This is a genomic window from Mycolicibacterium austroafricanum, assembly GCF_000612725.1.
GTDB classification, from domain to species: domain Bacteria; phylum Actinomycetota; class Actinomycetes; order Mycobacteriales; family Mycobacteriaceae; genus Mycobacterium; species Mycobacterium austroafricanum.
The window spans coordinates 146,807-160,173 of record NZ_HG964458.1 but is presented as its reverse complement, the minus strand read 5'-3'; the positions used below and the strand labels follow the sequence as shown (position 1 = coordinate 160,173).

The 13,367-nt window shown below is 66.3% G+C and carries 14 protein-coding genes; 3 read left to right on the top strand and 11 right to left on the bottom strand.

What is annotated here, in order from left to right:
• Positions 1-289: 289 nt before the first annotated feature.
• Complete coding sequence (locus BN976_RS27330; RefSeq protein ID WP_036375766.1) at positions 290-1,150, bottom strand: LLM class F420-dependent oxidoreductase; 861 nt, start codon at positions 1,148-1,150, stop codon at positions 290-292.
• A 52-nt stretch (positions 1,151-1,202) separates the two neighbouring features.
• Here BN976_RS27330 and BN976_RS27325 point away from each other — a divergent pair, with 52 nt between their 5' ends.
• On the top strand, positions 1,203-1,775 hold the full coding sequence (locus BN976_RS27325; protein ID WP_011782811.1) for a TIGR03086 family metal-binding protein: 573 nt from the start codon (positions 1,203-1,205) through the stop codon (positions 1,773-1,775).
• A 1-nt stretch (position 1,776) separates the two neighbouring features.
• Here the strand turns inward: BN976_RS27325 and BN976_RS27320 are convergent, their stop codons facing one another.
• From BN976_RS27320 to BN976_RS27300, 6 genes are all read right to left on the bottom strand, one after another.
• Entirely contained in the window at positions 1,777-3,423 is a 1,647-nt protein-coding gene (locus BN976_RS27320; RefSeq protein WP_036375761.1) for a SulP family inorganic anion transporter, read from the bottom strand.
• Positions 3,420-3,797 (bottom strand): ArsR/SmtB family transcription factor, encoded by a 378-nt coding sequence (locus BN976_RS27315; RefSeq protein ID WP_036375758.1) that lies wholly within the window; start codon positions 3,795-3,797, stop codon positions 3,420-3,422. The genes BN976_RS27320 and BN976_RS27315 overlap by 4 nt, the downstream gene beginning before the upstream one ends.
• Positions 3,798-3,916: 119 nt before the next feature.
• Positions 3,917-5,302, bottom strand: a complete 1,386-nt coding sequence (locus BN976_RS27310; RefSeq protein WP_145977986.1) for a 9-bladed beta-propeller domain-containing protein — start codon at positions 5,300-5,302, stop codon at positions 3,917-3,919.
• A gap of 56 nt (positions 5,303-5,358) precedes the next feature.
• Positions 5,359-5,820, bottom strand: a complete 462-nt coding sequence (locus tag BN976_RS27305) for a YbaB/EbfC family DNA-binding protein (RefSeq protein WP_133167753.1) — start codon at positions 5,818-5,820, stop codon at positions 5,359-5,361.
• The gene (locus tag BN976_RS32950; protein ID WP_011782806.1) at positions 5,817-6,137 is read right to left on the bottom strand and encodes an ESX-1 secretion-associated protein; all 321 of its coding nucleotides are present in this window, start codon (positions 6,135-6,137) and stop codon (positions 5,817-5,819) included. Before BN976_RS32950 ends, BN976_RS27305 begins: the two co-directional genes overlap by 4 nt.
• Entirely contained in the window at positions 6,134-7,318 is a 1,185-nt protein-coding gene (locus tag BN976_RS27300) for an EspA/EspE family type VII secretion system effector (RefSeq protein ID WP_145977985.1), read from the bottom strand. The genes BN976_RS32950 and BN976_RS27300 overlap by 4 nt, the downstream gene beginning before the upstream one ends.
• Positions 7,319-7,413: 95 nt before the next feature.
• Here BN976_RS27300 and BN976_RS27295 point away from each other — a divergent pair, with 95 nt between their 5' ends.
• Positions 7,414-8,421: a PHP domain-containing protein gene (locus BN976_RS27295; RefSeq protein WP_036375750.1), complete on the top strand. Its 1,008-nt coding sequence runs from the start codon at positions 7,414-7,416 to the stop codon at positions 8,419-8,421.
• Between the two features lie 64 nt (positions 8,422-8,485).
• On the opposite strand, the gene BN976_RS27290 is transcribed toward BN976_RS27295, so the two are convergent.
• The 3 genes from BN976_RS27290 to BN976_RS27280 are packed head-to-tail and all read right to left on the bottom strand — an operon-like array spanning position 8,486 to position 11,288.
• A complete protein-coding gene (locus tag BN976_RS27290; RefSeq protein ID WP_036375747.1) occupies positions 8,486-9,301 on the bottom strand; it encodes a TIGR03620 family F420-dependent LLM class oxidoreductase in 816 nt (271 codons plus the stop codon).
• A gap of 45 nt (positions 9,302-9,346) precedes the next feature.
• A complete protein-coding gene (dinB, locus tag BN976_RS27285; RefSeq protein ID WP_234935383.1) occupies positions 9,347-10,621 on the bottom strand; it encodes a DNA polymerase IV in 1,275 nt (424 codons plus the stop codon).
• A 25-nt stretch (positions 10,622-10,646) separates the two neighbouring features.
• Positions 10,647-11,288 (bottom strand): TetR/AcrR family transcriptional regulator, encoded by a 642-nt coding sequence (locus tag BN976_RS27280; RefSeq protein ID WP_036375741.1) that lies wholly within the window; start codon positions 11,286-11,288, stop codon positions 10,647-10,649.
• Between the two features lie 76 nt (positions 11,289-11,364).
• Between BN976_RS27280 and BN976_RS27275 the strand changes: the two genes are divergently transcribed.
• On the top strand, positions 11,365-12,840 hold the full coding sequence (locus BN976_RS27275) for a flavin-containing monooxygenase (protein WP_011782800.1): 1,476 nt from the start codon (positions 11,365-11,367) through the stop codon (positions 12,838-12,840).
• Here the strand turns inward: BN976_RS27275 and rraA are convergent, their stop codons facing one another.
• Positions 12,841-13,323 carry a ribonuclease E activity regulator RraA gene (rraA, locus tag BN976_RS27270; protein WP_011782799.1) on the bottom strand — a complete coding sequence of 161 codons (483 nt, stop codon included), beginning with the start codon at positions 13,321-13,323 and terminating at the stop codon, positions 12,841-12,843. It abuts the gene before it with no gap.
• Positions 13,324-13,367: the final 44 nt, after the last annotated feature.

Sequence of the window (13,367 nt, the reverse complement as noted above, 5' to 3'; positions counted from 1 at the left end):
GACTTGGTGAGGGGGCTGGGGTAACGTGGCTCCCCGGTTCAGCTATTGCACACCGCAGGAGTAATCGCCATGTACCTCAACCCGATTACCCGGACACGGGTGGGTCGAATCGCCTGGACATTGTTCCGTCACCCGGTCAAGAGCCGTGAGTTTCCCGCCAAGGCAGAGCGGCTGATCACCGCAGCCGAGCTCACCCGCTACGGTATCTAGCGAATTCTCCACAGGCCGGATCGGCCGCGTGTGCGGCCCGTGACCCTTCGTTTGCTCAACCGTTATCGCTTCGTGATCGTCAGCGGGCTTTGCTGTCAAGCAATCCGGACGCCCTGATCTTGTCCGCCAGCGGTTCCAAAACCGCGGGGTCGTGAGGCAGCGGCAGATAGACGATCGCCAGTTCCAGCCCCTCGGCGCCGAGAGCGGCGGCCTCCTCGATCACCTTGTCGTAATCGAGGTCGGCACCCAGTCGGATGTGCGCCGACAGCGAGATCTCGCCGGGGTCGCGGCCGATGTCGGCGCAATGCCGTGCGAGCACGTCGCGCTTACGGGCGAACTCCTCGGGCGGGCCGCCGACGAAGTTCCAATGGTCGGCGTACTGCGCGGTGATCCGGAGGGTGCGCTTCTCGCCACTGCCGCCGATGCAGATCGGCGGGTGGGGTCGCTGCGGGCCCTTCGGCTCGTTGCGGGCGTCCTTGAGTTGGTAGAACTTGCCGTCGAACGTGGTGGTGTCCTGGCTCAGCAGCCCCTTGAGCACCTGGCAGGCTTCCTCGAAGCGGTCGAAACGCTCCTTGATCGAGCCCAGTTCGATGCCGTAGGCGCCGGACTCCTCCTCGTTCCAGCCGGCACCGATGCCGAGCTCAAGGCGGCCGTCGGAGACGATGTCGAGCGCGGAGGCCATGTTGGCGAGGACGGCGGGATGGCGGTAGTGGATGCCGGTGACGAGCACCCCGACACGCAGGCGCGTGGTCGCCTGCGCGAGGGCGGTCAGGGTGACCCACCCCTCCAGGCAGGGGCCGCTCGGGTCGGAGAAGATCGGGTAGAAGTGGTCGAACGTCCAGCCGGATTCGAAGACGTCGATGTCGTCGGCGGCCTGCCACACTGAGAGCATGTCCGACCAGGCGGTGTTCTGCGGGGAGGTCTTGAACGCGAATCGCACCCCATTGACTGTAGGCCGATGAGTTCTGCCTGGCCGCTCGGTCAGTACGGACATGATCGACATGACCGAGGCGTGCACTACCACCGCTGAGCTCTTGGCGCAGGTGAGCGACGATCAGCTGACCGCAGCCACGCCGTGTCGCGATATGGATCTGGGTGCGCTGATCGCTCATGTCGGTGGTCTCGCACTGGCGTTCGAGGCGGCCGCGCGCAAGGATTTCGGTCCGCTGACCGACACCCCGCCGACCATGGAAGGGGGAGTGGACGACGGCTGGCGACAGGCGTACCCGTCCCGGCTGGCCGCTCTGGCGCAGGCCTGGCGCGATCCCGCGGCGTGGCAGGGGATGTCGCGGGCCGGCGGTGTCGACTTCCCGGCCGAGCTCGGCGGCATGATCGCGTTGACCGAGGTCGTGGTGCACGGGTGGGACGTCGCGGTCTCCGCCGGTCTGCGCTACGACGTTCCGGTGGATGTGCTGAACGTCGTGCTGCCGCATGTCGCCGCGTTCGCCGAGCAGGGGCCCGTCGAGGGACTGTTCGCGGCGCCTGTGCCGGTTCCCGGGGATGCGCCGGTGCTGCACCGGGTGCTCGGGCTGACCGGGCGCGATCCTTCGTGGCCCGCCGGCTGAGTCAGTGCGGTTGTCGGTGCGCGTGCGTCCTGGCGTGCTCGATCGCCTCGTCCAGGGTGTCCACCAGATGGTTCTCGTGGCGCAGCGATTCGAAGACGCCGACGCTCGACAGCAGCGCGGAGTGCTCGGGGCGGACCCCCTTGATGATCACCGTGATGCCGCGGGCCTCCAACTCGGTGCAGATCTGCGCCAGGGTGTTCGCGCCGGTGGCGTCGAGCATGCCCAGCTGCGACATCCGGATGATCACCACCGAGGTCCGGGGATGGTCGCTGTCGATGATCGCATTCGAGATCCGTTCGGCCACACCGAAGAACATCGCGCCGTCGAGTCGCAGCAGGGCGATTTCCTCGTCGCCGGGCTGGTAGGGCGCGGGCAGTTCCTCGCGCACCACGCTGCTGCGCCGCGCCAGGCTGTGCAGCGCGAAGAACGCCGCCACCAGGATGCCGATCTCGACGGCCTCGATCAGATCGAAGCACACCGTGATGACGGCGGTGAGGACGAACGTCAGTGCGTCGGATCGGGTGGAGGTCACGATCTTGCGGATCGTCGACCACGAGATCATCCGGAACGACGTCACCATCAACACACCGGACAGCGCTGCCAACGGAATCGCCGACACCGGTCCGGTCGCCAGGTAGACGACGCCGAGCAGCACCAGTGAGTGCACGACGGCGGAGAGGCGGGTGCGCGCACCCGACCGGACGTTGACGGCGGTGCGTGCGATGGCTCCGGTGGCCGGCATGCCGCCGAAGACCCCCGAGGCGACCGACGCCAAGCCCTGCCCGACGAGTTCCCGGTCCGGGTCGTAGGGTCCTGTCGGCGCCATCGTGGCCGCCACCCGTGCCGACAGCAGCGACTCGATCGCCGCCAGCGCCGCGATGGCCAGCGCCGCGCCGAAGAGGTCACGCAGGGCGCCGACGTCGGCGTGGGGCAGCACCGGTGCAGGCAGATGCGACGGCAACTCGCCGATGGTGGCGACCGAGATGCCGAGCACAGTCACGGCCACCGTCGCGGCGATGACGGCGGCGAGCGACTCCGGGATGGCCCGGTGGATCCGCGGCAGCAGAAGCATGAGGGCCGCGACGAACGCGATCACGCCAAGGGTTTTCCCGGCCTGGCTCCAGTCGGCGTGGGTGACGACCTGCCAGGCGGCGGGCAGGGTGCGCTGCCCCGGCGGACTGGTCGCCGAGAACGCGGCGGGGACCTGCTGCAGGAAGATGATGGCGGCGATGCCGAGGGTGAATCCCTCGATGACGGGCCAGGGGATGAACGTGACCGCGCGACCCAGTCCGGTGACGCCGGCCAGGAGCACGATGAGCCCGCCGAGCAGGGTCACCAGCGCGATGCTGCCGAGGCCGTGTGAGGCGACGATGGGGGCGAGGACGACCGCCATCGCGCCGGTTGGCCCGGACACCTGGACAGCCGAGCCGCCGAACACGGCCGCGACCAGTCCGGCGACCACCGCGGTGATGAGGCCCGCGGCAGCCCCCACCCCGGAGCTGATCCCGAACGCCAGGGCCAGCGGCAGCGCGACCACGCCGACGGTGACACCGGCCAGTACGTCACGACGCCACGAGCGCGGCAGGTCGGCGTAGTCACGACGGCTGGGCAGCAGGCGGCGCACATTGCGCGCGGCGGCGGCGATCATTGCCGCTTCTCCAGCGGAGGAAGTGCCTCGAGCGACTTCAGCTGATCGCGCTGCCCCGCGAGCGTGTCGGCCAGGAACGTGCGTGCGATGACCAGCAATTCGGAGATCAACGGATGGGCGGGCTCGTAGAGGACGGCATTACCGGTGCGCCGGGCCGTCACCACATGGTGGCGCTTGAGGACGGCGAGGTGCTGCGACAGCAGCGTGGCCTCAAGACCCGTGCTGGCGAGGATGTCACTCACCGAGGTCGGTTGCCTGTTGGTGGCCAGGATCTCCAGGACGCGGATGCGCGCAGGATGGGCCAGGGCTTTGAACAGGTTGGCCTTGATCTCGTAGAGCGGCCGTTCCTGGTCGGCGGGGAAGCGATCGGACATCGCCAGAACCTAACGGATTGATGGATTGAACGATTTCTCAATCAGGTTAGCCCCGGGTGGTGTGACGGCGGCGAACAACGTGTCGAGGTTCACGTCCTCGGTGGCGACCGGTGGTCGCGTCACTCGTGCGGGGCGACCAGCGACATCAACTCGGTGCCGTCGTCGGACAGGCGGACGAGGGTCGTGTTGATCTGCCACAACTCGGCATAAGAACCGTTGTCGCCGGAAAGGGACCAGACCGTTTCGCATGTGCTCAGATCGCGGCCCTTGGCAATAAGGGGTACATCCGGGGCATCGAGAACCCTGAAGACTCCGACGGTTGCATCGGATCCTACGAAGCGAGTGCCGAAGTCGAACTCGCAGGGTTTTCCCTCTTCGCCAGTTCGGAGGTCGTAGCGCCGCTGGTGTGGCACGCCAATCTTGTCCTTGCCGTGCATGAACAGACTTGATCCGATAAGGCGCACATCGCTGTGGAACTCGATGGGAGGAATCTGGGCAATCGGAGTTCCGTTGACGCCGTACACGATTGACTCATCACGAGAGGCCACGATGGGAATGTCCGGAGACGGCAGAAAAAGTTGGGCACCCTTCTTCTCCGGCAGACCGACATTGGAGACCCGTATTCCCTTTTCGTCGAAAAAGACAATCTCCTGAGGAGAGTAGAGATTCGCGTTCGGTTCAGAGGTGAGCTCGATGGCGAAGCCTCCGGGATAGACGCGTGCGCCGAGTTGTCGCTGGCCCGGAGACGCACCCGGATCGACTACCGCACCGTCGACGAGGGAGAAGACAATCTGTCTGTCGTTTCCGCGCCCCGCGGCGGTCTGAACCCCGAACGGGGGAGGAGTTGAGCCGTCTGTCGGACGACTCATGGTGTCAACAGACCCGCTTCCTGGGACGAGCCAGGTGGTTTCCGCTCTCGCACCTACACCATGAACTCCGTTGACGTAGTCCTGGGCCACCGCATAGATGCCGACCTGCACCAGCCCGCCGGCACTCAACTGCGTCGGTCCGAAGTAGGACACCACGCCCTGATCGGTGTCGATCACCCACGCGAAGGCGCCGTCGATGGGCTTCCGGAGGTCTTCGTCGGCTCGTACGCAGAGAACAGTCCGTGGTCCGTTCATCAGGCAACGGGGCGGTATTTCGGCTACTTCAAGGGAGATTGGAGCGAACAGCGGTGTGCCTTCGCTGACATCGACTCCTGTCAGCCAGGATCGAGTCCCGGTAGTTTCGGCACTACGAGCGAGGAAATAGGCGCGGTCGCCCACGTTGCCTACGAGAGATGACGGATCAAAAACATCATCCGGTGCAGCGAAGCGACTCTCGGCGGTGTCAGCGGAGTTGGCGTTCGGCAGTCCCAGATCCGTAACCGACAGACGCCAGCCGGGTTCAGGTCGGCGCTCCATTGGCGAAGCGAGCAGCTGTTGTTTGGGCTGACGCCAGATGACCGAGCCATCCGTTGTCGTGCTCGGGGTGGCGCAGGACACGCCGAGAAGCGCACTCACAAGAAGAACTGCAGCCGAGAGTGATGGAATGGCGCGGCAGCGCACTCGTGGACCTTTCAGCACGTGTACAGATGGTCGCGGGCCGCGAAGGACTCCGCTCGCCGTTTTCGGACGGATTCTGGTGATGGAAGACCGATTTCAAACTCCAGTATCCCCCGCGTCGAGACACGGTCGTGCCCGAGCCTCGCCATGAACTCGGTGATGAGCACGTGCTGCGCGGCGCTCGCTTGGGCGCGCGCCAGAGAGGTGATCAACGCAATCTCGTCGGACAGTTCCTGCGCGGTAAACGCTGCGACGCCGGGTGACAGATCAACGCGAAGGATCCTGCCGTCGATCAGAGCAGTGGCTGAGACCGTCCCCGGGGGATTCGTCGCCGTGAACAACAACGTGGGCACTGTCTTGTCAGCGGGGCCAATGGGAGGATCTTCATCCGGGGCATGGCACGCGTCCAACGCTTCCAGTTCGGAGCGCTCTCGTTCGATTCCAACGTCGTCCGCGTCGTCCCACGATCGGCTCATAGTCCACATGCGCTGACATCGCGTCCGTTCTGGTAATCGACGTTGTCGTACAGCGCTGCCGCAGCACGCAGTCTGTCTTCCAGATCGGTGGCGATCTCATAGATCTTTGCGCCCGCGGTTGATCGAGCGCGCTCTGCCGCTGTCACAGCGAGGTGCGTGGCCAGACATGCGGCACCATGAGAGCTCAACACGGAATCGGATGCACCGCTGATTGCCTGGTTCGCAAGCGTGATTCGGCCGGACGCAGCCCCTTGCTTACCGGCAAGCCAAATGACGTGGTCGGCCAGTACCCTCAGGTTTCTGTCGCGATCGTTCACGTCGGAATCTCCTGACTCTTGTCATCGGATGTCGGCCGCGCTGTAACTCTCAGAGGTGCGGCGCCACGATTGCCGGCGCCTTGTCCTGGTAGCGACCCAGTGCGCGTGCCGGGTGCGCCGGTCGGCTGCGGTGTGGGCGAGGCGGGGGCTGCGGTCGGGTTGGTCCCCGCCCAGGGTCGTGGTGCCGACCCCTGTGGATGCGCAGTTCGAGAAGTGCTCTGAGGCGCAGGCATTGGTACCGATGAACCCCCGCCGATATAAGGAGTTGCCGCAGGTCCGTGTTGCGGAGGTTCAACGGGTGTAGGCACGGTGTAGTGCGGGTTGTCGAAGCGGCCCGGCCGCCCCGCGGCGCTTCGATCTACCTTTTCCGGTACGAACGGCCCGTCGCACGTTGGGTCATCGAGTTTTCGCTCCTGGTTGGCTGCGCCCTCATAGAGATTGAACTGATCGCGGATCTTTCCGCCCCGCTCAACGGAGTCCGCGACGAGTGTGAGTAATGCGCGCTCTGCGCTGAGGACACCGCCGGCGGCAGCGGTCGCATCGACGACAAGCTTGGCCGCGCGTCCGCCTGGAATACCGTTCATCCACGCCGTCGAGAGCGCGAACTGAAAAAGGTACTCATTGATGTCGTCGAGAGTCTTGCGGGTGCGCATGACCTGTTCGGCCTCGGCTTCGAGGAAGTCCGCAATATTCCAGTCGGCAACTTGGACACCCGAAGTTGCACGCCTGTTCTGCGTGTTCGCTCCCGCGTACTGCTCCGAGGCAGCCCCGCTCCAATGGTCGCCATGCGGAGCCGCGTCGATGAGAAGCTCCAAAGCTTCCTGCATCAGCTTGGCAGCGTTCTTGAACTCTTCTCCGTCGACCGGGTCACCGGATCCGGTGGTCAATCGCATGCCGGCGATGACACGCTGCGCAAGTTCGATCGGCGGCGAATTCGCCAGCTCCAGAATCGGATTGTCGACGAAGCGTGACGGCACCCGGCCGATGCTCACACCGAGGTCGCGGACGCCACCGAGAACGTCCCTGGCGTTGTCGACAAACTCGTAGGCGTCCCGGGTAGCCCCGGTGACATCACCGTCGAGGACGCTGCCGACGAAGTCGACACCGCTCTCCACAGTGCCCACGCTGCCCTCGACAACGTCCACGACATTGCCGACGACACCCGAGACGTCATCAAACAAGCTCACGCGAAGCCCTCCCGCTCAGCGACGCTATCACCGCTGGACAGGGGGTCATTGCACGAATTTATGCCGCGGGTTCCGGGCACACTGGAGTCATGGATCCGGTCACCGCGCTGCGTCAGATCGCGTACTACAAGGACCGCGCACGGGAGGATCCGCGCCGGGTGATGGCCTACCGCAACGCCGCCGACGTGGTCGAAGCGCTCACCGACGCCCAGCGCGAGAAGCACGGCGCCGCCAACAGCTGGCAGACGCTGCCCAAGATCGGGCCCAAGACCGCCAAGGTGATCGCGCAGGCCTGGGCCGGCCACGAACCCGCCGTCCTGGTGGAGTTGCGCGAGGCCGCGCAGGACCTCGGCGGCGGCGACATCCGGGCCGCGCTGCGCGGTGACCTGCACGTGCACTCCAACTGGTCCGACGGTTCGGCGCCCATCGAGGAGATGATGCTGGCCGCCCGCGCGATCGGGCACGAGTACTGTGCGCTGACCGACCACTCCCCGCGGCTACGGATCGCCAACGGGCTCTCCCCGGAGCGCCTGCGCGAACAACTCGACGTCATCGACGAGATCCGCGAAAAGGTCGCTCCGCTAAGGATTCTCACCGGGATCGAGGTCGACATCCTGGAAGACGGCTCGCTGGACCAGGAACCCGAACTGCTGGAGCGGCTCGATGTCGTCGTGGCCAGCGTGCACTCCAAGCTCGCGATGGATGCCGCCGCGATGACCCGGCGCATGCTCAAGGCCGTCACCAACCCGCACACCGACGTCCTCGGTCACTGCACCGGACGGCTCGTCACCGGCGGCCGCGGTATCCGACCCGAATCGAAGTTCGATGCCGAGAAGGTGTTCACCGCCTGTCGCGACGCAGGCACCGCCGTCGAGATCAACTCGCGTCCGGAACGCCGCGATCCGCCGACACGTCTGCTCAGGTTGGCGATGGACATCGGATGTGTGTTCTCGATCGACACCGACTCCCACGCGCCGGGGCAGTTGGAGTTCCTCGGCTACGGCGCCCAACGGGCCCTGGACGTCGGGCTGGAACCCGAGCGCATCGTCAACACCTGGCCCGCCGACCAACTGCTCGCCTGGACGCGCTCCGGTTAGTCTGCTCCTCGCGCAAGCGCTCGTCGGCGGTTAGTCTGCTCCTCGCGCAAGCGCTCGTCGGCGGTTAGCCGAACTCCGCTGCGAGCAGTCGCGCCGCCGCCACGCCCGTCGGCTGGCCATCCGCGCCGAGGACGTTCAGCTGGACGTGATCGGCGCCGGCGGCATGTAGCCGCGCTGCGTGATCGAGGACGTGTCGCGGGCTGCCCCACGCCACCAGCGTGTCGACGAGCCGATCGCTGATGCCGGAGATGTCGTCAGCCGAGAAGCCCTGACGCTCCAGCGATTTGCGGTACTGGGGCATCGCCGTGAGGAATCGTAGCGGTCTACGCGCGGTGACCCGCGCCGTCGCCGGGTCCTCATCCAGCACGACGTACAGACCCACCGAGAGCGTCCGATCCGCGCCGAGCACTCGCCGGACCTCGGCAGTCCGCTGCGCCGTGAACAGCATCGGCATCGCTCCGGCGAACCGGTCCCGGGCCACTGTGAGCGCTCGGGGTCCGAACGCCGCCAACAGCCTTCGGTCCTCCGGCACGGCATCGAGTGCGTCGAGATAGTCACCCAACAGCGTGAGTGCACGTGGACGGTGTGACGAGCCCAGGCCGACCATCAATCGAGCGGGTGCGTCGGCCTCGGCGCGCGCGAACAGCTCCGACACCTCGGCGGCGCTGTATCTGTCGGGCGGGATGATCGCCGATCCGACCACGGCGGTGGTCGTCGCAGCGAGTAGATCCGTCAGCCGGTCGAGCCGATCCAGTTGCCCCCCGTTGAGCCACAACGTGCCGAACCCGAGCCCTTCCACCGTCAGCGCAGCGGCCAGGTGGCTGTCGTCGTCCCGCACCTCGACGGAGAATCCGTACCGCCCCAGGCTGATTCGTGACATGACAGGACCGTATGACCTGAACCATGGTTCAGGTCAATCGCCGCTTCAGTCGGGCAGCATCGGCATCTCCAATCCGGGGTCGCGGCCCAGCAGTACGCCCCGGGTTACCGCGGCATTGCCGTAGCGCCCACGCACCTTGTCGATTGCCAGGTCGATGGTCAGCGAGTCCCCGGCTCCGTGGTCCCTACCGAACGGCAGTTCAAGCTGCTGGGCTCCCTCACGGTCGATGTTGCACACCGCGAAGCCGATGAGGGTGAGACCGCGCTCGGCGATCAGCGGCGACGCCGCCCCGACCAGGCCACGCGCGGCCGCCAGGATGGCGTCGGTGGACGCCGTCGCCCTCGGCATGGTGTGGGACCGGGTCGCCCGGGCGAAGTCGTCGAACCTCAACCGCAGCACGACGGTTCGCCCGGAACGCCCGGCCTTGCGCATCCGACGGGTGATCCGGTCGATGAGGTTGACGACGACGGCATCGACCTCGGCCGCCGACATCGTGCTGCCTGCCCGCCCGAGCGCGCGTTGCGCGCCGACCGACCGCCGACGATGCCCGGTCACGACTCGGCGGCTATCCACGTTGTGCGACAACGCGAACAGCTGCCGTCCCATCGCCCCGCCGACGAGGGATCCCAGCGTGCTCTCGCTGAGCTCCGCCACGTCGGCGACCGTCTCGATGCCGTGGACGCGCAGTTTGTCGGCGGTCTTGGCGCCCACCCCCCACAGCCGGCGCACCGGCAGCGGGTGCAGGAATGCCAGCTCCCGATCGGGCGGTACCAGGAGCAAGCCATCGGGCTTGGCCTGCTGGCTGGCGACCTTGGCGAGGAACTTGGTGCGCGCGATGCCGACGGTGATCGGCAGTCCGACCTCGTCGCGAACCCTCTCGCGTAGCCGGGCCCCGATCTGCACCGGGGTGCCCGAAACCCGCCGGAGACCGGAGACGTCGAGGAATGCCTCGTCCACCGAGAGCGGCTCGACGACCGGGGTGGTGTCGTGGAACACCTCGAACACCGCCGCGCTGGCCGCCGAGTATGCCGACATTCGTGGCGGGACGACGATCGCCTGCGGACACAGGGCACGTGCCTGACGGCCGCCCATCGTCGTGCGCACCCCGTATGCCTTCGCCTCGTAGCTGGCGGCCAGCACGACGCCGCCGCCGACGATCACCGGCCGGCCGCGCAGCGACGGGTCGTCGCGCTGCTCGACCGAGGCGTAGAACGAGTCGAGGTCGGCATGCAGGATGGCCGCGGGCTGAGCCGGCAATGAAACCGGAGCCGGCTGAGCAGGCTGAGCCGGCTGTGGAACGCGAGCGGCGGACACGAACATATGTTCGCATCATGGCCCGACAGATTCAGTCGGTCTTGCCGTAGATGCTCGTGGTCCAGATGTGCACGAGGTTGTCGAGAACCCGGTCGTCGGGAATCGCGGGTTGGTGGCCGGTGAAGGTCGCCGTCATCACCGACTCGTTCATCAGGTTCAGGGCGGTGGACAACTCGCGGGCGGGCACGGTGACGGGTGCGGCCCCGTCGGCGCGTTCGGCCTCGATCACCGCGGCGATGTGGTCGATCCAGCGCTGCATCGAACGCGACCACAACTCACGAGCCTCCGAGTTGGTGCTCTTGACCCCGACGGTGGTCGCGCACACCGCGCGATGGGCGCCGAACGTCTCGAAGAAGACGTTGATACCCCGACGCCAGATGGTGCGACGGTCGGAGGAGCGTTCGGCGATCAGCTGTGCCAGGGCGGCGTCGGCCTCGGCGATCACGCGCTCCAGCAGCGTGAGCAGCACCGCGTCCTTGGAGGCGAAATAGAAGTAGAACGTCGGCCGCGAGATCCCGGCGCCCTTGGCCAGGTCGTCGACCGAGATCTCGGCCAGCGATCGGTCTGCCAGGAGGCGCTCCGCGGTCTCGAGGATCGCCAGCTCCCGGTCATCGCCGGAGGGGCGGGCGGCGCGCCTGCCTCGCGCAGGGCGGGTGGGGCTGGTGGCTGTCACCGGACTGACTTTACACCGTGTTGAAGATCTCAACAGGGTGTTGACTCGTTCGACACCACGTTGATAGCTTGACGCCATGACCGAATTTGTCGACGTTGTGATCGTGGGTGCCGGGATCTCCGGCATCAGCGCCGCCTGGCACCTGCAGGACCGTTGTCCCGGCAAGAGTTACGTGATCCTCGAACGCCGGGATAACCTCGGCGGCACCTGGGACCTGTTCAAGTATCCGGGCATCCGGTCGGACTCCGACATGTTCACGCTCGGCTTCCGGTTCAAGCCGTGGACGTCGGACAAGGCGATCGCCGACGGGCCCGACATCATGGCCTACCTCAACGAGACGGTTGCCGAGTACGGCATCGACAAGCACATCCGCTACGGGCAGAACGTGAAGTCCGCGGACTGGTCCGACGCCGACAACCGGTGGACCGTGCGCGTCGACCGTGCCGGCGAGGAAGTCGAGATCTCCGCCCGCTACCTGATGGCCTGCAGCGGCTACTACAACTACGACGAGGGCTACTCGCCCGACTTCCCCGGATCGGAAGACTTCGAGGGCACCCTCATCCACCCGCAGCACTGGCCGGAGGATCTCGACTACGCCGGTAAGCGGATCGTTGTCATCGGCAGCGGGGCGACCGCGGTCACCCTCATTCCCGCCCTTGCCAATTCGGGGGCGGGCCACGTGACCATGCTGCAACGCTCGCCGACCTTCATCGCGGCGCTTCCCGATGTGGACCCGTTCACGGTGGCGACCAACAAGCGGCTGCCGGCCAAGGTGGCTTACGTGCTCAACCGCTGGAAGAGCATCCTGCAGCAGTCCGTCCAGTACCAGGTCGCACGCAAGTTCCCTGACTTCTTCCGCAAGCAGCTGCTGACGATGGCCAAGCACCGGCTGCCCGAGGGCTACGACGTGAACAAGCACTTCAACCCGCGCTACAACCCGTGGGATGAGCGAGTCTGCCTGGCGCCCAACGGGGATCTGTTCAAGACGATCCGCGCAGGCAAGGCCGACGTGGTCACCGACACCATCGAGCGGTTCACCAAGACCGGAATCCAGCTGGCCTCCGGCCGCCATCTGGACGCCGACATCATCGTCACCGCAACGGGTTTGAACCTGCAGCTGTTCGGCGGCGCAACGATCTCGCGCAACGGCGAGGCCATCGAACTCAACGACACGATGGCCTACAAGGGCATGTTGCTGACGGACATGCCCAACTTGGCCTTCACCATCGGCTACACGAATGCCTCGTGGACCCTGAAGGCCGACCTGGTGTCGGAGTTCTTCTGCCGCATCATCAATTACATGGACGCCAACTCCTACGACAGGGTCGAACCGCGCCACCCGGGCAGCAGCGTCGACGAGCGGCCGCTGATGGACTTCACGCCGGGTTACGTGCTGCGTGCCCTCGATTACCTGCCCAAGGCGGGCTCGCGGGCACCGTGGCGGCTCAAGCAGAACTACCTGATGGACCTGCAGTTGATCCGGCGCGGCAAGGTCGACGACGAGGCGCTCGCCTTCTCAAGGCACCCGGCCCAGGTGACGGCCTCGGCCTGATCAGCCCGCAGCGATGACGACGATCCCGTCGTCATCGCTGTAGGCGATGTCGCCGGGAGTGAACACCACGCCACCGAACTCGACGGCCTCGTCCCGGATGCCCTCGCCGGTCTTGGTGCTCTTGCGCGGGTTGGTGCCCAACGCCTTGATGCCGATGTCGAGGGTGCGCAACGTCGAGGCGTCCCGCACCGCGCCGTTGATGATCAGCCCGGACCACCCGTTGGACCGTCCCAGTTCGGCGATCACATCGCCGACCAGCGCCGTGTGTACCGAACCGTCACCGTCGATGACCAACACCCCGCCGTCGCCCGGCTCGGAGAGCACCGACTTGAGCAGTGCGTTGTCCTGGAAGCAGCGCACGGTGGTGATCGGTCCGGCGAAGTCTGTCCGCCCACCGTACTGGCGAAGCTGCAGATCGCAGCTGCGGACGTCGGGGCCGATCTCGTCGACCAGGTCAGCGGTGGGGCGCGGCGTCACTGTCACCGCGCGATTATCTCAGTCGGTGTTTCGACCGGCTCAAGTGCTTT

Coding starts and splice junctions, on each gene's coding strand:
- dinB (WP_234935383.1), bottom strand. CDS start 10,621: ATGTTCGTGTCCGCCGCTCGCGTTCCACAGCCGGCTCAGCCTGCTCAG.
- BN976_RS27315 (WP_036375758.1), bottom strand. CDS start 3,797: ATGTCCGATCGCTTCCCCGCCGACCAGGAACGGCCGCTCTACGAGATC.
- BN976_RS27305 (WP_133167753.1), bottom strand. CDS start 5,820: ATGAGCCGATCGTGGGACGACGCGGACGACGTTGGAATCGAACGAGAG.
- BN976_RS27275 (WP_011782800.1), top strand. CDS start 11,365: ATGACCGAATTTGTCGACGTTGTGATCGTGGGTGCCGGGATCTCCGGC.
- BN976_RS27295 (WP_036375750.1), top strand. CDS start 7,414: ATGGATCCGGTCACCGCGCTGCGTCAGATCGCGTACTACAAGGACCGC.
- BN976_RS27320 (WP_036375761.1), bottom strand. CDS start 3,423: ATGATCGCCGCCGCCGCGCGCAATGTGCGCCGCCTGCTGCCCAGCCGT.
- BN976_RS27290 (WP_036375747.1), bottom strand. CDS start 9,301: ATGTCACGAATCAGCCTGGGGCGGTACGGATTCTCCGTCGAGGTGCGG.
- BN976_RS27325 (WP_011782811.1), top strand. CDS start 1,203: ATGATCGACATGACCGAGGCGTGCACTACCACCGCTGAGCTCTTGGCG.